The organism is Pseudomonas sp. TSO6 (assembly GCF_056098905.1).
Genome location: NZ_JBLZWV010000033.1, coordinates 1 through 23,789, shown reverse-complemented (window position 1 = coordinate 23,789; position 23,789 = coordinate 1). Strand labels below are relative to the sequence as shown.

The following is a 23,789-nucleotide window of genomic DNA, read 5'->3' as shown; positions in this document are numbered from 1 at the left end:
TAGCCCGCCAAGCTGATAATGGCGGTAATAATAATGGCGTTCACATGCGGGAATGTATTCATGGGGTAGGAACTTAGCCGTTAGTGCGGCACAAAGTCAACACTTGGCTTGCTGCGCCGAAAGCGGCACATCGAACACTTTGTCGAAGCCCCACTGGAAGGCAAAGGCGTAGACGAAGAAGAACACGAACAACGCCAGGTTGGTCAGCAGCGCCGCCCACAGGCTCACATCCAGCCAGTACGCCACCAGTGGCAGCAGGATCACCACCAACCCGCCCTCGAAGCCCAAGGCGTGCAGCAAGCGCCGCATGAAAGTGCGCTCACGCTGGCGCTGGCGCGCTTCCCAGCGTTCGAACACCCAGTTGTAGCCCATGTTCCAGCTCATCGCGATGCCTGACATCAGCACCGACAATACCGCCGATTGCGCCATGCCGGCACCGAACGCCAGCTCCAGCGCGGGCGCCACGCAGGCGACGGCGATGGCTTCGTAGAGAATGGCCTGGACGATCTTGCGGGCCTTGCCTTGCATGTTCAGCTCCCTGAATGAACGACCTGTAAAGCTACAAGATGTAGCTCTCAAGAAAAAGCCCGAAATTTGGACAACAGCGTATAGGGCTGCTTGTATCTATCCCGTACAGAAGTGACATTTCGTACAACTTCGTCGAGGGAAGCGAGCGAGGATAAAGACGATGGCCCACTCTGCCATGCCGGTGCCTGCCATATGAGCCTGGCATTCATCGATTTTCTCACCTACGTGCTGTTCGGCCTGAAGATCCTGGCCATCATCCTTGCCTCACTGATGTTCCTGCTGGGCCTGGACGACCTGTTCATCGACTTGTGCTACTGGGTCCGCAAGTTGATCCGGCGCTTTCGCGTGTATGACAAGTACGAAAAGGCCGACGAAAAGCGCCTGTACGAAGTGCCCGAAAAACCCCTGGCCATCATGGTCCCGGCCTGGAACGAAGTGGGCGTGGTCGGTGAAATGGCGCGCCTGGCGGCCTCCACCATCGACTACGAGAACTACCAGATTTTCGTCGGCACCTACCCCAACGACCCGCAAACCCAGGCCGACGTCGACGCGGTGTGCCTGCACTACCCCAACGTGCACAAGGTGGTGTGCGCACGCCCTGGGCCCACCAGCAAGGCCGACTGCCTGAACAACATCATCGACGCCCTGCTGCGCTTCCAGCAGGACGCCGGCATCGAGTTCGCCGGTTTCATCCTGCATGACGCCGAAGACGTGATCTCGCCCATGGAGCTGCGCCTGTTCAACTACCTGCTGCCGAACAAGGACATGATCCAGATCCCGGTCTACCCCTACGCACCGGAATGGAAAGGTTTTACCGCCGGCCACTATGTCGACGAGTTTGCCGAAAACCACGGCAAGGACGTCATCGTCCGCGAAGCGCTGACCGGCCAGGTGCCCAGCGCCGGTGTCGGTACCTGCTTCAGCTGCCGCGCCATCAGTGCGCTGCTGGAGGACGGCGACGGCATTGCCTTCGACGTGCAGAGCCTCACTGAAGACTACGACATTGGCTTTCGTCTGAAGCAAAAGGGCATGAAGTGCATTTTCGCCCGTTATTCCATCACCGACCCGGCGCTGACCCTGAAGCAGGAGTGGCGCCCGGGCATGAGCCGGGAATTCTCCCAGGTGATCTGCGTGCGCGAGCACTTCCCGCGTGACTGGCAGCATGCCATCCGGCAGAAGTCGCGGTGGATCGTCGGCATCGTGTTCCAGGGCACCAGCAACCTCGGCTGGAGCCGCAAGGGCGCACTCAACTACTTCCTCTGGCGCGACCGCCGTGGGCTGTTCGCCTACCTGCTGAGCTTTTTGGTCAACATGTTGCTGCTGGTGTTGCTGGCCATGTGGCTGGTCACGGTGATTGCGCCGGACTCGTGGCGCTTCATGTCGATCCTTAGCGACAGTTGGCTGCTGTCTACCCTGCTGTGGCTGAACGGGCTGATGCTGTTCAATCGCCTGTTCCAGCGCGGCTGGTTCGTCACCCGTTTCTACGGCATCGGCGAAGGCCTGCTGTCGGCACCGCGGATGATGTGGAGCAACTTCGTCAACTTCTTCGCCAACCTGCGTGCCCTGCGCCAAGTGATGGAAATGGGCGACTCACGGCGCGTGGCCTGGGACAAGACCACCCATGAATTCCCCGCCATCGCAGCCCCTGCCCGCACGCCGCTGGGCCAGCGCCTGGTGGCCAAAGGGCTGATCAGTGAGGAACAGCTGCAGCAGGCACTCACCAACCCGGTACGCCGGCGCCTGGGGCGCGAACTGCTGCTGCGTGGCTGGGTGAACAGCGAACAACTGGTGGCTACCTTGGCCGAGCAACTCGACCTGCCCTGGGCGCCGCTGAACCCGTTCAAGCTCAACCCGCAACTGATTGCCAGGCTGCCACGCAAACTGGCGACGCACTATGGGGTACTGCCGGTGGCTGAGGACGGCGACACGCTGATCCTGGCCAGCGAAAGCCCGGTCAGCCAAGTGTCGCTTGGGGTGATCAGCCGCTACCTGAAACGCCCGGTCCGCATTCGCCTGGCGCCGCAGGGCCGGGTCACCCTGGGCCTGCGCTACCACTACCCAAGCCCCTGGCAGAAGGCGGAAACCCGCTACATGCTGGCCATTCTGGAGCGCCATCAGGACGACGAAGCGCTGCTGGAGCGTGTCAGCCATCACCAGGTCATGCTCGGCACCCTGTTGCAGGTGCGCGGCATGGTCCCGGTCACCCTGTTCAACCAGGCACTGATCGACTTCGACCCTGAGCACCAGAGCCTGGGCGAGCACCTGATCGCCCGCGGCATCATCACCGAGCAAGTGTTGCAACAGGCGCTCATTGAACAGGCCAGCGAGCAGCAGGCCGCCCTTGATCTGACCCGGGAGGTGGCATGAAGCCGCGCTTTTCCCTCACCCTCACTGGCCTGTTGCTGTGCTGCGCCGCGCTGCCTGTCGCTGCCTCGGCACCGATGACCGACTTCCAGCGGTTCACCAGCTTCCCGTTCATGGACCGCGGCTATCGTGAGGCCAGGAAAGACAACTGGGCCGAGGTCGAGCGCCTGACCCGTCACGTGCTGGGCCGGGTGCCGAACAACGACGAGGCCCGCGCACTGCTGGTAGAAGCCCTGGCCCATCAACGCCGCTACAAGGAAGCCGAAGCGCTGGCCGCACAGCTCGACGGCATCCCCGAATACGCCGACGCCCTGCTCGAACTGCGCCTGACCTGGATCGAACAGGACCCACCGCCGGCCAGCCAGGTGGAACAATGGCTGGCTGCCAGTGAGGGCAATCAACGCGTGCGCCTGTGGCAGGCCTACAGCCTGAGCCTGGCCAAATTCGGTGGCGCGGGCAAGGCGCTGGACTGGCTCAGCCAGTTGCCGCCCAGGGATGATGGCCAGGTATTGCGCCTGGTCCGGGCCAACTTCGCCGAACAACTGCGCAACTGGAAGGAAACCATCGAGCAACTGCAGCCGCTCGCCGACAAGGGCCAGTTGCCCGCCGAAGACTGGCAACGCCTGGCCAATGCCTATGTCCAGCAGGTGGATGAAAATGGGTTGAACAAACTGCTGCCCAGCGCGCCCTCTCCTCAAGCAGCTGACCAGGCGCGCCTGGCCATGGCCAACCGCGCCATTGCCATGGGCCACAACCAGCAAGCCCAGCGCTGGCTGCAGTCGCTGCCGCCAGATCAACTGAATCAGCCCGACCAGCGCCAGCAACTGTGGGAGCTGGCCCGCGAAGGTGATGATGCGGCACTGGTGCGCCGCCTGAGCAACGACCTGCAACGCCCCTGCCTGGACACCGTCGACTGGCTGTCACGCCATGACCCGGACCAGGCCCGCGAACAGTTCAAAGGTTGCACACCCACTACCGACACGCGCGCCTACGCCGTGCTCAAGCAACGCCTGTATGGCGACCCGCCGCAACCCCCACAACCGCGCACAGCCAGAGAATGGGAAAACCGCTACCGGCAAAGTGGCGACCTGGCCGCACTGGAGCAAGCTACGTTCCTGCTGGTGGAACAGGGCCGGACCGGTCACCCCCGGCAACTGCTGGAACAGGCCTACGAGCGCCGTCAGGGCCGCCTCAGCCCATCGCTGTTGCAGCGCCTGGGCAACCTGTATGCCCACAACGATGGGCCTCTCGACAGCTACCGCATGCTCGGCCTGATCCCCCGGGTCGATGCCAATACCCGTGCCCAGTTGCTCGGCCGCCTGGCCGAGGCCGGCCAGTGCGACGCAGTGCGCCAAGCGGTACCGGCCACCCCTCGTGAGCCCGGCGAGTACCGCGCCCTGGGCCGCTGCGCCATGCCCGACCAGCCCGGCGAGGCGGTGGTTTACTACCAGGCCGCCGAGCGCCTGGGTGATGCCAGTAACCGCCTGGCGTTGGCCTATGCACTTGAAGCGGCCGGCGACTCCGAAGCCGCGCTGCCTATCTGGCGCAGCCTGCCGGACAGCGCCTGGACCGACAACGCCCGCCTCACGGCCGCCGGTGGCGCGCTCAAGGCAGGTGACGTTGCAGCGGCCCGTCGCTATTGGGACGCCAGCGCGCACCGCAGCGCCGATGACTGGGCACTGGGCGCTGCCATTGCCCAGCGTCAGGGCGATTACCAGACTGCCCTGGGTTTTCAGCGCCAGGCACTGGCGAGCAGCCCACGGGCCGACCACTACTACGCAGCTGCCAGCACCGCGCAGCTGGCCGGCAACAGCGAGCAAAGCATGGCCTGGTTGGCCGAAGCCGTGCGGCTGGCCCCCGATCAGCCGCGTTACCGCGCCGACTACGGCATGCGCCTGGCCGGTTCGACAGACAAGGCCCAGCGCCGCCAGTCGATCCCCTACCTGGAGCGTGCCACCCATGACTTCCCCGAGGATTATCGCCTTGGCGAAACGCTGGCCTTGCGCTACGACGAAGCTGAAGACAGCGCCTCGGCACGCCGCGAACTGCGCCGCATCCTCGATGTGGAGCAGAACCTGGTCGACGGTGACGACGAATACGGCAGCCTGGAAGCCCGCAAGTACCGACAGCGCCGTGCCCACGAAAGCCTGTCACGGCGTGACACCGTCACCCTGGCCAGCACCTGGTCACCCGCCGGCACTTCGACCAACGACAAGTTCCTCGACAACGGCCAGCGCAGCGGCAGCTCACGCCGCGCCCAATCGCAGAACGTGCAATTGGCCATGTGGGATCATGCATTGGGCGAAGAACCCAGCCGCAACGGCAGCACCCTGTCGGTGTATGGCCGGGTACTGTTCGGTGGCCAGAGCCGCACCGACTATGCGCAAAGCATGGGTACCGGGGTCGGCCTGCGCTACAAGCCGCTCGGCCAGGCCAACCTCAACCTGTACGCCGAGCTGTACCACCAGCGGCAGATCGACGAAGCGCACTACCGCGGCCTGAGCCTTGGCCAGCTGCTGAGCCCGGCCAAGGTCGGCGGCAACTGGGGCGACCTGCGCCACCATGCCGAATCGAGCAATGACCTGCTGTTGCGCGCCACCGCCTCGTTCCTCGACCAGGGCGACTGGCGCAATGACTGGCGTGTGGATGAAGACAACTGGAACGAGCGTTTCCTCTACCTTGACGCGGCCTGGTGGACCCGCGCCGGCGACCATGCCTGGCTGTCGCGCTACCAGCAAGGCCATGCCTGGAAACTACCCGGCAGCGCCCCGCAAACCCTCATGCCCTATGGCTTTGTCGAGTTCTCCAGCCAGGACCCGAGCAACGACTGGCGCCAGGACGCCCGGGCCGGTGTTGGCGTGCGCTGGCAATGGTGGTTCGATGACGACCGCTACAACGCCTACCGCGGCTCGCTGAAAGTGCGTGCCGAGTACCAGCAGTCGCTGGGCGGCAATCTTTACGAGCGCGCCAACGGCGTGCTGGTCGGTGCGGAGATGACCTTCTGATGCGTGCGTTCCTCGCCTTCTGCCTGCTTGCCCTGTGCCTGCCCGCCACGGCCGACCAGCGCCTGTTCTACCAACCGCTCAACCGCGACGCCAATGTCACTCCCGCCCAGTGGCAACAGCTGTGGCATGCCACCGTGGCCCAGGGGGGCAAGGCCCTGATCGTGCAATGGAGCGCCTATGGTGACAGCGACTTCGGCGGCGCCCAGGGCTGGCTGGCCAACAGCCTGCGCAGCGCACGTGCCCAAGGCCTGCAGGTGGTGCTGGGGCTGTACATGGACCCGGCCTACTACCAGCGTCTGGATGAACTGGACGGCGAAGGCCTGAGCAGCTATTGGAAAGCGCAACTGGGGCGCTCGCTCACCCAGTACCAGCAACTGCGCCAGGCCTGGCAGTTGTCGGTGGAGGGCTGGTACCTGCCCATGGAGCTGGACGACCAGCATTTTCGCGACCCCGCGCGGCGCGAAGCGCTGTTCAGCCAGTTACAGGCCTTCAACCGCCAACTGGACAAGCCTCTGCACATCAGTGCCTTCAGCGCAGGCAAGCTGTCGCCCCGGGTCAACGCCGCCTGGCTGGATCAACTGGCAGGCCTGGGCTTGACTGTGTGGTGGCAGGATGGCGCCGGCACTGGGCGATTGCCGCCGTTGGTGCGCGAGGGTTACGAACAGGCCTTGCCATGCCGAATAGGCGTGGTGCGCGAGGCGTTCCGCCAGGTGAGCGCACCTGGGCAGGTATTCAGGGCTGAACCTAGGGAGCCGAAGCTGGTTGGCGGGTGCCATCTCGAGGCGGTGTTTGACTTGCGCTACCGGCCCTGGGCCCGGGGTGTTTTGCCACAGAATTGAGTCGCCAGGCCAGGCCCTTTCGCAGCACAAGGCTGCTCCTACAGATAGCGCACGCCTCCTGTAGGAGCAGCCTTGTGCTGCGAAAGGGCCGGGCCTGGCAAAGCAGTACCCCCAGGAGCTCAGCCATGTTCAAAACCATCGAGGAGCACGTACGCAAGCAGGTCGCCCCCGCCGCCCTGCGCGCCGAGTTCCGCCAGCACGAATTCGAGTCCATGCGCCCGTTCTGCCTGCTGGTAATCTGCGTCAGTATCCTGGTCTGGCTGGTCTTCGACCTGATCGTCAGTTTCCTCGCAGGCCAGGGCTTCACCTGGCTGTCCTACCTGTTCATCTCCCTGCTCGGCTGCCTGGCCGTCGTGCTTAGCTTTACCCGCCGCAGCCATCACTTCGACGTGCTCAACCTGCTGTTCATCACCGTCATCACCTTGGGCATGCGCCTGGTAATCGAAGGCCTCCCGGTGGCCCTGCGCCCGGTGTGGCTGATCCTCGGGGTCTCCACCGTGCTGTATGCCATGTCGGTGCTGCCGGTGCGGCGCTGGTCATTCTTCTGCGCCATGGCCATCACCTGGGTGATGCTCAGCCCGTTCTACCACACCCGCATGGAGCCCGACGCGGTCGAAGGCGCCATGCTGATCAGCTACGCAGTGTTTCTCAGCGGCCTGGTCAGCTACAGCTACCTGCAGATCCGCAAGACCAAGCTGCACAACTTTTACCTGTCCAAGGTGCTGCTGGAGCAAGCCTACGTCGACGCCCTGACCGAAATCCCCAACCGTCGCTCGTTCATGGCCAAAGCGGAGCAACAGTTGCATCAGGCAACCCCCGGGCAGTACCTGGCGATGGTCGACATAGACAACTTCAAGAAGGTGAACGACCGTTTCGGCCACGACATCGGTGACGAAGTACTCAAGCGCGTTGCGCTACACATCAAGGCAGCCATGGTCGACGCCGAGTTTGCGCGGTTGGGCGGCGAGGAATTCGCAATTTTTCTTGAGGGGCTGGACCAAAAAGGCGCTGAACAGCGGGTGGAGGCATTGCTACACAGAGTGCGTGAAGATTCAGGTGCTCATCCGGTGACTATCAGCATCGGCCTGGCACAGGTGAGTGCGGGCGATACGTTAACCATGGCGCTGATCAAGGCCGACCAGGCGTTGTATGAAGCCAAACACACCGGCAAGGACCGGGTCGTGCTGTGGACTACACAGTTGGCGGAACAGGGTTAGCAGGCCCGGCCTCTTCGCGGGTGAACCCGCTCCCACAGGGACCGCACAGATTTTGAACGCTGTGGCGTTCCTGTGGGAACGGGTTTACCCGCGAAGAGGCCGGCACAGGTACCCCATCACCCCGCTGGCAAGCGAATCCTGAACTGCGCCCCACCCAGCGCCGACTGCGCGACCGTCAAGGTGCCGCCCTGCCCTTCGATCGCCCGCCGGCTGATCGCCAGCCCCAGGCCAAACCCGCCGGTGTTGCGGTCGCGGCTGCGGTCCAGCCGGTAGAACGGCTGGAAAATCCGTTCCCGCTCCTCCACCGGTATACCGATCCCGTCATCCTCGACCGTCAGCAGACAGGCGCCATCGCCCTCCAGACGCAAGCGCAGCAACAGGCTTTCGTCGCAATAGCGCATGGCATTGCGCACCAGGTTCTGCACCGCCCGCGCTGTCAGCCGTGGGTCCAGCACAAACCGGGGCAAATTGCCCTCGGCCCGTACTTCCCACTGGATACCCCGGCCATCGAGTTCTTCGGCAAAACCGCCGAGTACGCTGTCGACCAGTTCCAGCAACGACACCTCGACCCGCTCGCGGGCCTGGTCGGCGTTGTACAAGCGGCTGTAGGACAGCAGCTCCAGCACCAGCTCATCCAGCTCGCGCACATGCCCCACCAGCTCTAGCAGGCGTTTGCGGCTGGCCGGCGGTACCTCGTCGAACAACAGCACCAGGCCGAAGTCCAGGCGGGTCAGCGGCGTGCGCAGTTCATGGGACACCGCATTGAGCAGCTCGCGCTGCTGGTTGACGTGGCGCTCCAGGTCACTGGCCATGGTGTCGAACACCCCGGCCAACTCACCAATGTTGGAATGCGGCGAAATGTGAGTGCGCTCGGCCATCTGCCCCTGGCCCAGGCGCCGGGCGGTTTCCTTCAGGCGCTCAAGGTCGCGCCAGTGCGGCCATACCCATAACAACAGGCAGCCCAGCATGGCCGCACCGATCAGCACGGTCACGCCCCACGACAGCACATTGATGTCCAGCGGGTCTGGCGGTGCATGCAGGCGCACCAGCCACTCCTTGTCCAGCGGTGCCAGCACTGTTTCGTAGTAGCCCCACTCGGCAATTCGCACCGCGTACTGGCCGTGCTGCAGCCGCGCTTGCTCATCCGCGCTGAGTTCGGCCTGGCCCATGCGCAGCAGCTTCACTTCCAGCGGGGCGAACGCATTGGCCAGGTCTTTCTCCACGGCCGGCCACTGCTCGCGCGGGGCTTGGTGGAACTGGCGCACGATCAACGATTGCACACCTTTGGCCTGGTCCAGGTTGTAGGCCATGAAGCGTTCCTGGAACAGGCCAACGATGGTATCGGGAATGAACAGCAACGCACCGGCGTAAGCGACGATGATCACCAGATACAACCGCACCAGGATTTTGAGCATGGCCGGTCAGCACTCCCACTCGACGCGGCTGAACAGGTAGCCCTTGCCCCACACGGTCTTGATCTTGCGCGCTTCGCCGGCGTTATCGTCGAACTTGCGCCGCAGCTTGGAGATGGCCACGTCCACCGAACGGTCGGTGCCGTTGAACTCGATGCCGCGCAGCTGCTGCAAAATGCGGTCGCGGTTCAGCACTTCGCCGGCATTGCGCGCCAGTACCACCAGCAGGTTGTACTCGCCGCTGGACAGCTCCACCTCTTCGCCGCGCCAGCTGACCGTGCGCTCGGCCAGGTCGATGCGCAGGCCTCCTATCAGGATCAGGTCGTTATCCAGCCGCGGCTCGTTGACGCTGCTGCTGCGGCGCAGCAGGGTACGCACGCGGGCCAGCAACACGCGGGGCTCGCAGGGCTTGGTCACGTAGTCGTCGGCGCCCATTTCCAGGCCCAATACCTGGTCATGGCTGTCGTCGCGGGCGGTCAGCATCAGGATAGGCAGGGTCTGTGACTCCTGGCGCAGCAGGCGGCACAGTTGCAGGCCATCGATACCCGGCAGCATCAGGTCGAGGATGACCAGGTCGGGCTTTTGCCGACGATATTCGTCCAGCACATGATCGCCCCGGGCGATCACCTGGACATGGAAGTCGTTGCGTTGCAGGTAGCTGGCGATCAGCTCGGACAGGGCGCTGTCGTCTTCGACCAGGAAAATATTCGGCATAGGTGCTTGGGAATCTGGATTGAGGTAGGCCTGTACGCGATCCCTGTGGGAGCGGGTTTACCCGCGAAGAGGCCGGCACAGGCATACGCAGAATATAGAACCCAGCCGCACGAAAGGATTGTTCTTCACACTTTTTCACACTCGCCCTACAGGTGTTAACAGCCGCATGGGCAGTACCTGCCGTACCATAGGCGCGGTCATCATCGGAAGATCCGCATGCCTACTACCCTCCCCCCTCGCCTGCGCCCATTGGCGCTCATGGCGTTTCTGAGCCTGTCCCTGGCCGGCTGTGGCGACAGCGCCGAGCAAGACGAAAAAGCCCCCACACCGCAAGTGCGGGTAGAAACCCTGCAACTGCAGCCACTGGCCATCAGCAGCGAACTCAGCGGCCGCATCCTGGCGCCGCGCACCGCCGAAGTGCGCGCGCGGGTCGAGGGCGTGGTGCTCAAGCGGGTGTACCGCGAAGGCAGTGACGTCAAACAGGGCGATGTACTGTTCCTGATCGACCCAGCGCCATTCAAGGCTGACCATGACAGCGCCCGCGCCACCCTGGCAAAGGCCGAGGCCACCTTGTACCAGGCGCGTTTGCAGGAGCAGCGCTACCGCGAACTGGTCGACGACAAGGCTGTCAGCCGCCAGGAATACGACAACGCCAAGGCCAGCTTCCTGCAGGCCGATGCCGAAGTGGCCGCCGCCAAGGCTGCCCTGGAACGCACCCGCCTGAACCTCGGTTACGCCACCGTAACGGCACCGATTTCCGGCCGTATCGGCCGTGCCCTGGTCACTGAAGGCGCACTGGTCGGCCAGAACGAGACCACCCCCCTGGCGACCATCCAGCAGCTGGACCCGATCCATGCCGACGTTACCCAGTCTACCCGCGAGCTCAACGCCCTGCGCCGCGCCTTGCGCGCAGGCGAACTGCAGCAGGTGGGCGACGGCCAGGCCCGCGCCACACTGATCCAGGACGACGGCAGCGCCTACCCGCTGCCCGGCAAGCTGCTGTTCTCCGACATCAGCGTCGACCCCACCACCAACCAGATCACCCTGCGCAGCGAGTTCCCCAACCCGGACCTCGACCTGCTGCCCGGCAGCTATGTGCGCGTACGCCTGGAGCAGGCCGTGCAACCCAAGGGCCTGAGCGTGCCCCAGCGCGCCATCCTGCGCGACAGTGCCGGCGTGCCCAAGGTGCTGGTGGTCGACCAGCAGGCCCGGGTCAGCGATCGCCAGGTGGTACTGGGCAGCGCCCAAGGCGACCGCTGGGTCGTCAGCGAAGGCCTGGCCCCCGGCGAGCGGGTGGTGGTCGAGGGGCTGCAACACGTCAAGGCCGGTGACCAGGTGCAGGTCGACAACGCATCCGGGGCGCCGCCCATCGCACAGCACACCGGCCAGTGAGGGCCTGATTCATGCCGCAATTCTTCATCGACCGCCCGGTGTTCGCCTGGGTGGTCGCGCTGTTCATCCTGCTGGCCGGTGCGCTGGCCATCCCGCAGCTGCCGGTGGCCCAGTACCCCAACGTGGCACCGCCGCAGGTGGAAATCTACGCCGTGTACCCGGGCGCCTCGGCGGCGACCATGGACGAAAGCGTGGTGAGCCTGATCGAGCAGGAGCTCAACGGCGCCGACAACCTGTTGTACTTCGAGTCGCAGAGCAGCCTGGGCAGCGCCACCATCACCGCCACCTTTGCCCCGGGGACCAACCCGGACCTGGCCCAGGTCGACGTGCAGAACCGCCTGAAGGTGGTCGAGTCGCGCCTGCCGCGCCCGGTCACCCAGCAGGGCCTGCAAGTGGAAAAGGTGTCCACCGGCTTCCTGCTGCTGGGCACCCTCACCTCCGAAGACGGCAAGCTCGACGAAACCGCGCTGTCGGACATTCTCGCGCGCAACGTGATGAACGAAATCCGCCGCCTCAAGGGCGTCGGCAAGGCCCAGCTGTACGGCTCGGAGCGCGCCATGCGCATCTGGATCGACCCGGGCAAGCTGATCGGTTTCAACCTGACGCCCAACGACGTGGCCGAGGCCATTGCGGCGCAGAACGCCCAGGTCGCGCCTGGCAGCATCGGCGACCTGCCCAGCCGCGACACCCAGGAAATCACCGCCAACGTGGTGGTCAAGGGCCAGCTGAGCACCCCCGAGGAATTTGCCGCCATTGTCCTGCGCGCCAACCTGGATGGCTCCACGGTCACCGTCGGTGATGTCGCCCGGGTCGAGATCGGCGCCCAGGAATACCAGTACGGCACGCGCCTGAACGGCAAGCCGGCCACCGCGTTCAGTGTGCAGCTGTCGCCGGGTGCCAATGCCATGGAAACCGCCACCCTGGTGCGGGCGAAAATGCAGGAACTGGCGCGTTACTTCCCGGAAGGCGTCAAGTACGACATCCCCTACGACACCTCGCCGTTCGTCAAGGTGTCCATCGAGCAGGTCATTACCACCCTGTTCGAAGCCATGTTGCTGGTGTTCGCGGTGATGTTCCTGTTCCTGCAGAACCTGCGCTACACCCTGATCCCCACCCTGGTGGTGCCGGTGGCGCTGATGGGCACCTTCGCGGTCATGCTGGCCATGGGCTTCTCGGTCAACGTGCTGACCCTGTTCGGCATGGTGCTGGCCATCGGCATCCTGGTCGACGATGCCATTGTGGTGGTGGAAAACGTCGAGCGCATCATGGCCGAGGAAGGCCTGCCGCCCAAGGAAGCAACGCGCAAGGCCATGGGCCAGATCAGCGGTGCAATCGTCGGCATCACCCTGGTGCTGGTGGCGGTGTTCCTGCCCATGGCCTTCATGCAGGGCTCGGTGGGAGTGATCTACCAGCAGTTCTCGCTGTCGATGGCAGTATCGATCCTGTTCTCGGCATTCCTGGCCCTCAGCCTCACCCCGGCGCTGTGCGCCACCTTGCTCAAACCGGTGGCCAAGGGCGAGCACCATGAACGCAAAGGCTTCTTCGGCTGGTTCAACCGGCGCTTTGAAAGCATGAGCAATGGCTATCAGCGCTGGGTGGTGCAGGCGCTCAAGCGCAGCGGCCGCTACCTGCTGGTGTACGCGGTGCTGCTGGCGGTGCTGGGCTATGGCTTCAGCCAGTTGCCCACGGCATTCCTGCCCACCGAAGACCAGGGCTACACCATCACCGACACCCAGCTGCCACCCGGGGCCAGCCGCATGCGCACCGAGCAGGTGGCCGCGCAAATCGAGGCACACAACGCCGAAGAGCCCGGCGTGGGCAACACCACCGTGATCCTCGGCTTCAGCTTCTCTGGTAGCGGGCAAAATGCGGCGCTGACGTTCACCACCCTCAAGGACTGGTCCGAGCGTGGTGCCGACGACAGCGCCCAATCGATTGCCGACCGCGCCAGCGCGGCCTTCTCCCAGTTGAAGGACGCCGTGGCGTTTTCGGTGCTGCCGCCGCCTATCGACGGCCTGGGTGAGTCGACCGGCTTCGAGTTCCGCCTGCAGGACCGCGGTGGTATGGGCCACGCCGAGCTGATGGCCGCCCGCGACACGCTGCTGGCCAATGCCGGCAAAAGCAAGGTACTGACCAACGTGCGCGAAGCCTCGCTGGCCGAAAGCCCGCAGGTGCAACTGGAGATCGACCGGCGTCAGGCAAATGCCCTGGGCGTGTCGTTCGCCGACATTGGCTCGGTACTGGATGTGGCGGTGGGCTCCAGCTACGTCAACGACTTCCCCAACCAGGGCCGCATGCAGCGGGTGGTGGTGCAGGCCGAAGGCGACCAGCGCAGCCAGGTCGAAGACCTGCTGAAAATCCACGTACGCAACAACAGCGGCAAGATGGTGCCACTGGGCGCATTCGTCCAGGCCAAGTGGGTCAGCGGCCCGGTGCAGTTGACCCGCTACAATGGCTACCCGGCGGTCTCGATTTCCGGTGAGCCGGCTGCCGGCCACAGTTCGGGCGAAGCCATGGCCGAAATCGAACGCCTGGTGGCGCAGCTGCCGCCCGGCGCCGGCCTGGAGTGGACCGGCCTGTCGCTGCAGGAGCGTTTGTCCGGCAGCCAGGCGCCGATGCTGATGGCATTGTCGTTGCTGATCGTGTTCCTGTGCCTGGCAGCGCTGTACGAAAGCTGGTCGATCCCGACCGCCGTGCTGCTGGTGGTACCGCTCGGTATCCTGGGCGCGGTGCTGGCCGTGACCCTGCGCGGCATGCCCAACGACGTGTTCTTCAAGGTTGGCCTGATTACCCTGATCGGCCTGTCGGCGAAGAACGCAATCCTCATCATCGAGTTCGCCAAGCACCTGGTCGACCAGGGCGTGGACGCCGCAGACGCCGCCGTACAGGCCGCCCGCCTGCGCCTGCGGCCCATCGTGATGACCTCGCTGGCGTTCATCCTCGGGGTGGTACCCCTGGCTATTGCCAGCGGCGCCAGCTCGGCCAGCCAGCAGGCCATCGGCACCGGGGTGATCGGCGGCATGCTCAGCGCCACGTTGGCGGTGGTGTTTGTGCCGGTGTTCTTCGTGGTGGTGATGCGCCTTGCGGGACGGCGTCAGGCGCGTGATGCCAACGCACAAGGCGGGATCAGCGAAAGCTGACTGGACAAGCACCGTGTGAAATGGGAGGGTTCCGGCAGTGACTGCCCGGAGCCCTTTTTCATGCCTGATGCACTGCCCCTCTGCTCCATCCTCATTCTCGCCGGCGGCCGTGGCCAACGCATGGGCGGCCGTGACAAAGGCCTGGTCGCGTGGCAGGGCGAACCGCTTGTTGCGCATGTACAGCGGGTGGTGCGACCGCTAAGCGATGACCTGGTAATTTCCTGCAACCGTAACCAGGAGGCTTACCGTACGTACGCTGACCAGCTGGTGGGCGATGCCGAAGCGGACTTCCCCGGGCCGTTGACGGGGGTGATTGCCGGGCTCAAGGTGGCACGGCATGAGTGGATGGTGGTACTGGCCTGCGATGCACCATTGGTTGACCGCGATTTGATCGAGGCGCTGTCAAGGCTGGCGGTGGCCAGTGACAGTGCGGCGATGGTACGTCAAGGTGGGTTTTGGCAGCCGATGTTCAGCGTGCTGCCACGGCGGTTACTGCCAATGCTGGAGCAGGCCTGGGCGACGGGAGAGCGGAGTTTGCAGAAGGCCTTGCTGCGCGAGGCGGTGCAGGGGTTGGAGTGTGCCGATGATGATCGCCGGTTGAGCAACTTCAACAGCCCGGAACTGCTGCAAGGCTGAGATTCTCTGCTGCCTGTACCGGCTTCTTCGCGGGTAAACCCGCTCCCACAGGGACCGCACGGAATTCGAACACGGTAATGAACCTGTGGGAGCGGGTTTACCCGCGAAGAGGCCGGTACAGGTAATGCATCATCCAGCAGACAACTCCGCGACACTGATCTCGCGCATCCTGAACTTCTGCACCTTGCCGGTCACCGTCATCGGGAACTCGTCGACAAAGCGGAAGTACCGGGGCACCTTGAAGTGCGCAATCCGCGCCCTCGCCCACTCACGCAGCGCTTCCTCACTGGCGGTATGCCCCGGGTGCAGCCGCACCCAGGCCACGATTTCTTCGCCGTACTTGCTGCACGGCACGCCAATCACTTGCACATCCGCCACCGCCGGGTGGGTGAAGAAGAACTCTTCCAGCTCGCGCGGGTAGATGTTCTCGCCGCCGCGAATGATCATGTCCTTGCTGCGCCCGACGATGCGCACATACCCCTGCTCGTCCATTACCGCCAGGTCGCCGGTGTGCATCCAGCCCTCGGCATCGATGCTGTCGGCCGTGGCCTTGAGGTTGTTCCAGTAACCGAGCATCACGCTGTAGCCGCGGGTGCACAGTTCGCCGATCTCGCCACGCGGCACGGTATTGCCGTCGGCGTCCACCACCTTGTTCTCCAGCCGTGGCTGGGTACGGCCAACACTGGTCACCCGGCGCTCCAGGTCATCATCGGGCCCGGTCTGCAGCGAAACCGGGCTGGTTTCGGTCATGCCATAGGCAATCTGCACCTCGGCCATGTGCATTTCGCCGATCACCCGGCGCATCACCTCGATCGGGCAGGTGGCGCCGGCCATGATCCCGGTGCGTAGGCTCGACAGGTCGAACTCGCCGCGTTGCGGGTGGTCCAGTTCGGCGATGAACATGGTCGGCACACCGTACAGCGCGGTAGCTTTTTCCTCCGCCACCGCACGCAGTGTGGCCAGCGGGTCGAACGCATCGTTGGGGTAGATCAGGGTGCTGCCGTGGGTCATGCAGCCAAGGTTGGCCATGACCATGCCGAAACAGTGATAGAGCGGCACTGGCACCACCAGCCGGTCGTGCTCGGTAAGGCCCAGGCTTTCGCCGACCATGTAGCCGTTGTTGAGGATGTTGCTGTGGCTGAGGGTGGCGCCCTTGGGGAACCCGGTTGTGCCGGAGGTGTACTGGATGTTGATCGGGTCGTCGCAGCGCAGTTGCGCCTGGCGTTCGACCAGGGCCTGGCGGCTGACAGACTCGGCACGCGCTTGCAACGCGTGCCAGGCCAGAAAGCCAGATGGTGGCGAGGCAGCCAGGCTGACCACCCCGCGCAGCTCGGGGAAGCGCTCGCAGCTCAGTGCGCCTGGTTGGCCGCTGGCCAGGCCAGGGACCAGGCCCTGCAGCATGGCGTGGTAATCGGAGGTCTTGAACGCGTCCGCGCAGATCACCCAACGGCAGCCAGACTGCCCGAGGGCGTAATCCAGCTCGCTGGAGCGGTAGGCCGGGTTGATGTTGACCAGGATCGCGCCCACCTTGGCGCTGGCGAACTGGGTGATGCACCACTCGGCGCAGTTGGGTGCCCAGATACCCAGCCGGTCACCGGGTTGCACGCCCAGTGCCATCAGCGCGCGGGCGTGCTGGTCAACGGCCTTGGCCAGTTGCTGCCAGGTGTAGCGCAGGGCCTGGTGGCGCACTACCAGCGCCTCGCGGCCGGGGAAGCGGGCGACGGTGGTATCGAAGGCGTCGCCAATGCATTGGGTAAGCAGGGCTTTGTCTGGATTGCCCTGGGAGTAGCTTGGCTGGGGCATGGCAACCTCTTGTTGTTTTTGTGGTGTTTCGGCCGGCCTCTTCGCAGCGCAAGGCTGCTCCTACATTGGAACGCGGTGACCTGTAGGAGCAGCCTTGTGCTGCGAAGAGGCCAGTAAATCCACCCTCGTTCTAGCGGATGAACACCTGCGGCGTAGTGGTGGACATGTCACCACCGGGCAACTTGATGTTCTTCACCTTCTCCAGCGTATCGGGGTTGAACACCGCCAGGTCATTGAAGGTGCCGCCCAGGTACAGCTTGTCGCCCTTCTTGTCGAAAGCGACACAGTAGTAAGTGTGCTCAAGGTTAGCCGCCTTGATCAGCTTGCGCTGCTTGATGTCGTACTTGGCCAGGCGGTTGAGCACGCCGTAGATCTGGTTCGGGTCTTTAGGCGAGCGCAGGCCGGTGAAGTACAACTCGGTCAGGTCGGCGAATTCCTGGGTGTGGGTCTTGCCGGTCTTGAGGTCGACGCTCAGGTAGCCATACAGTGGCTCGGCGGTGGCCGGGTCCTGCTTGTCGTCCTTGAACCTGGCAATCGTGTACAGCATGGTGAACTCGTGCCGCGGGCTCTGGTGCGGCCAGAAGTACAGCACGTCCGGGGCGCTGTAGCCTTTACGGTTCCAGTTGCGCAGCGGCAAGGCCACCGTGTACTTGCCGGTTTTCACATCCATCTTGTAGATGTCCGGCCCTGCGACAAACAGGCTGCCATCGTCGGCGGCACGCATCAGGTACACCTGGCGCGGCATCGGGAAGGTGCGCACCGGCTTGGCCTGCAGGCCATCGTCGGTGCTGAACACCTCCAGCCGTGGCGGCTTGACCACGTAATGGTCGTTCAGCATCTGGGTCGGGTTGACCGTGGCGTACACTTCCTTGCCATCCGGGCTGATGGCGAACGAGTACATCGACCGGCCCACTTCACCCGCCACGCTCGACAGGTTGGCCCGGAAGGTGTTCTTGCAGGTGTCCAGGTCGATGCCGTAAATGTCGCCGTAATGGTTGTTGAGCACGTAGGCAGTCCGGTTGTCCGGCGCCATCATCGCGGTGCCTGGGCCGAACTTGTCGGGCATCTGGCAGCTTTTGTACAGCGTGTCGGTGGCCACATCGACCACATGCAGGTTGTTCGGGTAGTTGGTCACGATCATGTATTCGTGGCCAGCCTTCAGCGCAGGCCCGGTGTCGTCAGCCTGAGCCAGCCCGGCGCAGGCCGTGGCGGCGATGGTGAGCGCGAGTTGCGCGCAGCGTCCAGCTTTCATGCGGTTTCCCCTTGTCATTCTTGTTGGGCCGGTCACTTGTCTTTCGGGAACACAGTGCCCAGGTTGCGCCAGTCATCCGCCGAGTTGGTCGCCTGGGCGTTCCAGTCCTGATAGGTGCTCATCATGTCCGGCACCTGCGCCGGCCACCAGCAAGGGTCGGAGCAGCCATACAGGTCGGCCTCCATCGGTTGACACAGCGAGCTAACGCCACCAAAGGCATCCACTTCCCAACCCGGGTCCGTGGTGGCCGTGCAGCCGGCCACCGCACTCATGGCCATGACTTCTTCGATGCGGTCTTCGGCAGCGGCCTGCTCAAGGATGCGCGCCTTGTTGTTCAGGGGCTTCAAGTGCTTCATGTCAGTGCGCCTTCCGCGGGGTGATGTAGCGGTCGATGAAGGCCGGGTTGGCGGCCATGATGCGGCTGTAGACTTCGATGCCGAAGTCGACCCAGTCGCGCATCAATTCGCAGTAGTGGTAAGTCGGGTGCTGCGGGTCGCCGTAGCGGGCGTAGCTTTCGTGGTAGCAGCCGCCAGAGCACAGGTTACGAATGCGGCAACTCTCGCAGCCGGTGTTGCTGCGGTCCAGGCGCTGCGACAGGAAGTCGTTGAGCTCCACCTGCTTCACCCCCTGATGCACGTTGCCGAAGGTCGGCAGGCTAGAGCCGGTGAAACGGTGGCACAGGTTCAGCTCACCTTCATGGTCCACCGCCAGCATTTTCAGCCCGGCACCGCATGGCAGGGCCTTCTTGTGGCCCTCGTGAATGTCGGTGATCAGCTGGTGCAGGTTGGAGAAACCGATGTTGCGGTGTTCCAGCGCTGCGTCCAGGTAACGGCGGCCCAGCGCCTTCATGTTGGCGAAGACCTCCACCAGTTCTTCGCCGGTGAGGTTGAAGGCCGCCATGTCGCCGGAGGTGACCGGGGCAAAGCCGACTTCGGCAAAGCCCATTTCGTTGAACAGGTGGTTCCAGATGGTCTCGATATCGGTGATGCCGCGGGTCAGGGTTACCCGCGCCCCCACCGGGCGACTGTTGTAACGCGATAGCAGCATGTCGGCCTTGCGCCGCACCACGTCATAGGTGCCCTGCCCGCCCACGGTGATGCGGTTGCGGTCATGCACGGTCTTGGGGCCGTCGATGCTGATCGACAGGCCGAAACGGTGGGCATTGAGCCAGTCGACAATCTCTTCGGTCAGCAACGTGGCATTGGTGGTCATGATGAACTCCACCTGCTTGCCCGCCTCGGCGAAACGCCGCTCGCAGTAAGCCACCATGTGCTCGATCAGCGGCCGGTTGGACAACGGCTCGCCACCGAAGAACACCACGCTGTAGCGCTCCTCGTCAGGCGACTCCTTGAGCAGCATTTCCACCGAGGCTTCGGCGGTGGCGGTGCTCATCTTCTTGCCGGCAGAAGGCTTGTCCAGGTCTTCCTTGTAGCAATAGGTGCAACTGAGGTTGCAACCGGTGTTGACGTTGAGCACCACGGTATTCAGCGCGGTGCGCTCGACCCGCTTGACGCCGATTTCCGGGGTCAGCGGCGAGCCGTCACTGACCAGCTCCAGCGCGATCAGCTCGCGCAGGGTGTCCTGGATATCGTTGCCGGCAAACTGCTGGCCCAGGCGCTGCATCAGCTCCTCGGCCGAACAGCCTTGCTGGCGCAACATGTCGATGATGCCCCCGGTCACCGCGTCGGCGGTGAACAGCGAACTGCTGGGGATATGGAACAGCATGCGGTCGGCATCTACCTGCACTTCATGCAGGTTGCGTTCGACCAGGTTCAGTAGTGCGCCCATGGCGACCTCCCGGTAATCGATCCGATGGAAAACCGTTGCACCCTGCCGTTACGGCAGCGGCGGGTTGTTCCAGCGCTGAACGGTGACGATCATGTGCCCTTCGCCGGTCTGGCCACCGTCGGCCAGCGTGGCGATAACCTTCAGGTTGCCCGCGTTGTTGGTCATCATCTTGCGTTCAGGGTTAGGGCCGGCACCGCCTGGCACGAACACGCCATCGGCCTGCATTTGCCCGGCGAACTTGACGTCCTCGTCCTCGACCGCACGCTCGTTGAACGGCTCGACCTTCCAGGTGGCCGGCAGGTAGCCGATGCGCAGCGGCTGGCCACTGGCATCCTTGCCCCAGGCTTCGGCCTCGAAGCGGCCTTGCACCTTCGGCACCGAAGCCCCGTTTTCGCCGATGCGGGCAATGGAGAACGCCGGCACGACTTTCACTTCCTCGACCTTGTCGTACACCGCCAGGCTCACGCCTTTGAGCGCGCCCACTGCAACTTCGCGCTGCCCGGGCTTGGCGTCGGCTGCCGCGCGGGCCTTTACCCGTACCAGCGTCGGGGTTTGCTCCAGTACCTGGGTCACTTCTACCCCGGCACCCAGGTCGGGCTTGCCGTCCAGGCCGCTGCCCACCAAGGTGATCTCGCTCTCGCCACCGGCCTTGATGAATGCCGGTTGCACCGCCAGCAGCCGCGCCTTGCCTTCCTTGGCTGCCATGAAGTCCAGGCCACGCTCGTCATGTTCGGCCTCGAACATGCGGCCTTTCATTTCGCCATCCTGCGCCGCGAATACCTGGTGCAGATTGATGTCGCCAACCTTGACGTTGCCGCGCCATTCATAGCCGTTGTACAGGATCGCAGTGCCGCTGCCGTTGAAAGGAGTACCGTCGGCATAGGCGCCCTTGACCTCGACCTTGAAGGTGTCGCCCTCCCCGGCCGAAACGCTCATCACACCGCGCACATCGCCCTTGGCCAGCATGTGGCCGCTGAACGCCCACTGCCCCGGCAGCACGTCGGCCTTCGGTTTTGCCTGCTGCCATTCAGCCCAGGCCGGGTTGTCCAACGGGTAGCGCCTGGCAAGTTCCGGCACCACCTGTTGCAGGGCAATCGGCAACCAGTCGCGGTCCCGCGCCTGGGCCTGGTATTCGAGGGACGGCCACTGGCCGAGGTGGAAGTTGACCAGATGCTCCCACTCCTTGGCGGGGCGGCGCTGCAAGGCGACGCGAGCACCAGAGTGGCAGCGGCCACAGGTTTCGCTGAGCTGGGTGTCGAAATGCTCGACCGTGTTCAGCCGGCGCTCCATGGCGTAGCGCACGCCATCGGTTTCGCTCGGCGCCAGGCCCTGCTTGTCGGCCAGGTACTTGACCAGCGTGCGACGGTCGTCGTCGCTGATCTGCAGGCCGTGCATCACCTGCATGCGAGCGATGCTCATCAACCAGCCTTCCGGGGTTTTACGCTGGTGACTGATGCGGCTGTATGTATCGTTGCCTTCGGGGAGATGGCACCCCATGCACTTGTTCTGCAACAGGCTAGGGCCCTGCTCGGCCGCCATGGCCTGGGTGCTCAGCAGCGCGGCGGCGACCAGCGCCAGTTTGCCCGCATGCCGCCGGAGTCGAGTCGTCTTCAAGGTCAGACCTCCACGGTTGTTGTTCTTATCGTTTTTCGCACGCTTTGGTACAGCAGGTGTGCATGTGGGAGTAGTGATACAGGAACTGTGCCAGTTGCTGTATAAGCGTTGCCTTTCAAGCTCTTAGGCAGTTTCCCAGGGTTGTTCAGCAGCACGGATGGCCAATTGCAGCGTGCCATTTCGCGACAGGTTGTTTCATCCTGAGACAGGGCCTGATACGCAGGCCAATCGCCGGCAAGCCAGCTCCCACAGGTAAACCATTGCCTTGAACACCTGCGCTGTACCTGTGGGAGCTGGCTTGCCGGCGATTGGCCCTTGAAGCCACTGTTTCAACACCGTCTCACACCGTCTCAATGTGCAACAGCGCACCCTCGCAATCCGAATCTTGCATCACGGCAAAACCCAGTCAACTCAATGCCTTGCTGGCATCTGCCCACCTTGGCACGCCCATTGCGCCAGTGCCGTTCACACCCAATGACAAGAGGCACAGCCCCATGCTTTGTGAACTGCCCATCCTGCCCGCCACCCGCGCCTTTCTCGAACGCAAGCTGAAGATGCGCATCGGCGCCGACTGGCAGGACGCCGCCAGCGGTCGCACCCTGTCGTTCCGCAACCCGGCCACCGGCGAAGTGCTGGGTGAAGTGCCCGCCGCCGACGCCGAGGATGTCGACCGCGCCGTGCGCGCAGCACGCCAGGCCTTCGACGACTCGCCATGGAGCCGCCTGCGCCCGCGGGAACGGCAAAACCTGCTGTGGCGTCTGGCCGACCTGATGGAGCGCGACGCCCGCCAGCTGGCCGAGCTGGAATGTCTGAACAACGGCAAGAGCGCCGCCGTAGCCCAGGTGATGGACGTGCAACTGGCCATCGACTTCCTGCGCTACATGGCCGGCTGGGCTACCAAGATCGAGGGTAGCACCGTCGAAGCCTCCATGCCGTTGATGCCCAACGACCAGTTCCACGGCTTCGTGCGCCGTGAGGCCGTCGGCGTGGTCGGCGCCATCGTCGCCTGGAACTTCCCGCTGCTGTTGGCCTGCTGGAAGCTCGGCCCAGCCCTGGCCACCGGCTGCACCATCGTGCTCAAGCCCGCCGATGAAACCCCACTGAGCGTGCTGAAGCTGGCTGAACTGGTAGACGAAGCTGGCTACCCGGCGGGCGTGTTCAACGTGGTGACCGGCACCGGCCTGAACGCCGGCGCCGCGCTCAGCCGCCACCCCGGCGTTGACAAGCTGACCTTCACCGGTTCCACCGAAGTGGGCAAGCTGATCGGCAAGGCGGCCATGGACAACATGACCCGCGTCACTCTGGAGTTGGGCGGCAAGTCGCCGACCATCGTCATGCCCGACGCCAACCTGCAGGAAGCTGCTGCCGGCGCCGCCACGGCGATCTTCTTCAACCAAGGCCAGGTCTGCTGCGCTGGCTCGCGGCTGTACGTGCACCGCAAGCACTTCGACAATGTGGTGGCCGACATCGCCGGGATCGCCAACGGCATGAAGCTGGGTAACGGGCTGGACCCGGCGGTACAGATGGGCCCGCTGATCTCGGCCAAGCAGCAGGACCGCGTCACCGGCTACATCGAGCTTGGCCGCGAACTGGGCGCGACCATCGCCTGTGGTGGCGAGGGCTTCGGCCCAGGCTACTTCGTCAAGCCGACGGTGATTGTCGATGTCGACCAGCGCCATCGCCTGGTGCAGGAAGAAATCTTCGGGCCGGTGCTGGTGGCAATGCCATTCGATGACATCGACGAAGTGATCGGTATGGCCAACGACAACCCCTATGGCCTAGGCGCGAGCATCTGGTCCAACGACCTGGCGGCGGTGCATCGGATGATTCCGCGCATCAAGTCCGGCTCGGTGTGGGTCAACTGCCACAGCGCGCTGGACCCGGCGCTGCCGTTTGGTGGCTACAAGATGTCTGGCGTGGGTCGTGAGATGGGCGCAGCGGCCATCGAGCACTACACCGAGCTCAAGTCAGTGCTGATCAAGCTCTGATCCTCTGCCTGTACCGGCCCTATCGCCGGCAAGCCAGCTCCCACAGGGATCCACTGCCCTCAGGTCCTGTGCCGTACTTGTGGGAGCTGGCTTGCCG

General features: G+C 64.2%; 16 protein-coding genes. 8 read left to right on the top strand and 8 right to left on the bottom strand.

Annotated features, from left to right (window positions below):
• Window positions 1-96: 96 nt before the first annotated feature.
• The gene (locus tag ACN6NG_RS13015) at window positions 97-528 is read right to left on the bottom strand and encodes a PACE efflux transporter (protein WP_016487315.1); all 432 of its coding nucleotides are present in this window, start codon (window positions 526-528) and stop codon (window positions 97-99) included.
• Between the two features lie 192 nt (window positions 529-720).
• Between ACN6NG_RS13015 and nfrB the strand changes: the two genes are divergently transcribed.
• The 4 genes from nfrB (at window position 721) to ACN6NG_RS12995 (ending at window position 7,953) form a co-directional block, all read left to right on the top strand.
• Entirely contained in the window at window positions 721-2,895 is a 2,175-nt protein-coding gene (gene nfrB / locus ACN6NG_RS13010; RefSeq protein WP_474314303.1) for a cyclic di-3',5'-guanylate-activated glycosyltransferase NfrB, read from the top strand.
• On the top strand, window positions 2,892-5,897 hold the full coding sequence (locus ACN6NG_RS13005; protein ID WP_474314301.1) for a phage receptor: 3,006 nt from the start codon (window positions 2,892-2,894) through the stop codon (window positions 5,895-5,897). The genes nfrB and ACN6NG_RS13005 overlap by 4 nt, the downstream gene beginning before the upstream one ends.
• Window positions 5,897-6,736 (top strand): DUF4434 family protein, encoded by an 840-nt coding sequence (locus ACN6NG_RS13000; RefSeq protein ID WP_474314299.1) that lies wholly within the window; start codon window positions 5,897-5,899, stop codon window positions 6,734-6,736. The genes ACN6NG_RS13005 and ACN6NG_RS13000 overlap by 1 nt, the downstream gene beginning before the upstream one ends.
• 125 nt (window positions 6,737-6,861) lie before the next feature.
• Window positions 6,862-7,953, top strand: coding sequence for a GGDEF domain-containing protein (locus ACN6NG_RS12995; protein ID WP_197898910.1), 1,092 nt, complete (start codon window positions 6,862-6,864; stop codon window positions 7,951-7,953).
• A 116-nt stretch (window positions 7,954-8,069) separates the two neighbouring features.
• Here the strand turns inward: ACN6NG_RS12995 and ACN6NG_RS12990 are convergent, their stop codons facing one another.
• A complete protein-coding gene (locus ACN6NG_RS12990; RefSeq protein WP_474314298.1) occupies window positions 8,070-9,368 on the bottom strand; it encodes an ATP-binding protein in 1,299 nt (432 codons plus the stop codon).
• Window positions 9,369-9,374: 6 nt separating this feature from the next.
• Complete coding sequence (locus ACN6NG_RS12985; RefSeq protein WP_353455290.1) at window positions 9,375-10,079, bottom strand: response regulator transcription factor; 705 nt, start codon at window positions 10,077-10,079, stop codon at window positions 9,375-9,377.
• A 216-nt stretch (window positions 10,080-10,295) separates the two neighbouring features.
• On the opposite strand from ACN6NG_RS12985, the gene ACN6NG_RS12980 reads away from it, so the two are divergent.
• From ACN6NG_RS12980 to mobA, 3 genes are read left to right on the top strand one after another with little or no spacing between them, the layout of a single operon-like run.
• On the top strand, window positions 10,296-11,471 hold the full coding sequence (locus ACN6NG_RS12980) for an efflux RND transporter periplasmic adaptor subunit (RefSeq protein ID WP_236197981.1): 1,176 nt from the start codon (window positions 10,296-10,298) through the stop codon (window positions 11,469-11,471).
• A gap of 11 nt (window positions 11,472-11,482) precedes the next feature.
• The gene (locus tag ACN6NG_RS12975) at window positions 11,483-14,611 is read left to right on the top strand and encodes an efflux RND transporter permease subunit (RefSeq protein ID WP_063423771.1); all 3,129 of its coding nucleotides are present in this window, start codon (window positions 11,483-11,485) and stop codon (window positions 14,609-14,611) included.
• A gap of 60 nt (window positions 14,612-14,671) precedes the next feature.
• The gene (gene mobA / locus ACN6NG_RS12970) at window positions 14,672-15,247 is read left to right on the top strand and encodes a molybdenum cofactor guanylyltransferase MobA (protein WP_063423772.1); all 576 of its coding nucleotides are present in this window, start codon (window positions 14,672-14,674) and stop codon (window positions 15,245-15,247) included.
• Window positions 15,248-15,376: 129 nt separating this feature from the next.
• On the opposite strand, the gene ACN6NG_RS12965 is transcribed toward mobA, so the two are convergent.
• The 5 genes from ACN6NG_RS12965 to peaA form a co-directional block, all read right to left on the bottom strand.
• Complete coding sequence (locus tag ACN6NG_RS12965; protein WP_279923890.1) at window positions 15,377-17,050, bottom strand: fatty acid CoA ligase family protein; 1,674 nt, start codon at window positions 17,048-17,050, stop codon at window positions 15,377-15,379.
• A 130-nt stretch (window positions 17,051-17,180) separates the two neighbouring features.
• Window positions 17,181-18,302 (bottom strand): quinohemoprotein amine dehydrogenase subunit beta, encoded by a 1,122-nt coding sequence (gene peaD / locus ACN6NG_RS12960; RefSeq protein ID WP_063423774.1) that lies wholly within the window; start codon window positions 18,300-18,302, stop codon window positions 17,181-17,183.
• 32 nt (window positions 18,303-18,334) lie between these two features.
• Window positions 18,335-18,658 (bottom strand): quinohemoprotein amine dehydrogenase subunit gamma, encoded by a 324-nt coding sequence (qhpC, locus tag ACN6NG_RS12955; protein WP_016499473.1) that lies wholly within the window; start codon window positions 18,656-18,658, stop codon window positions 18,335-18,337.
• Window position 18,659: 1 nt separating this feature from the next.
• The gene (gene peaB / locus ACN6NG_RS12950) at window positions 18,660-20,090 is read right to left on the bottom strand and encodes a quinohemoprotein amine dehydrogenase maturation protein (RefSeq protein WP_049274520.1); all 1,431 of its coding nucleotides are present in this window, start codon (window positions 20,088-20,090) and stop codon (window positions 18,660-18,662) included.
• A gap of 48 nt (window positions 20,091-20,138) precedes the next feature.
• Entirely contained in the window at window positions 20,139-21,704 is a 1,566-nt protein-coding gene (peaA, locus tag ACN6NG_RS12945) for a quinohemoprotein amine dehydrogenase subunit alpha (RefSeq protein WP_063423775.1), read from the bottom strand.
• 494 nt (window positions 21,705-22,198) lie between these two features.
• Here peaA and ACN6NG_RS12940 point away from each other — a divergent pair, with 494 nt between their 5' ends.
• On the top strand, window positions 22,199-23,692 hold the full coding sequence (locus ACN6NG_RS12940) for an aldehyde dehydrogenase family protein (protein ID WP_063423776.1): 1,494 nt from the start codon (window positions 22,199-22,201) through the stop codon (window positions 23,690-23,692).
• The last annotated feature ends 97 nt before the right edge of the window (window positions 23,693-23,789 follow it).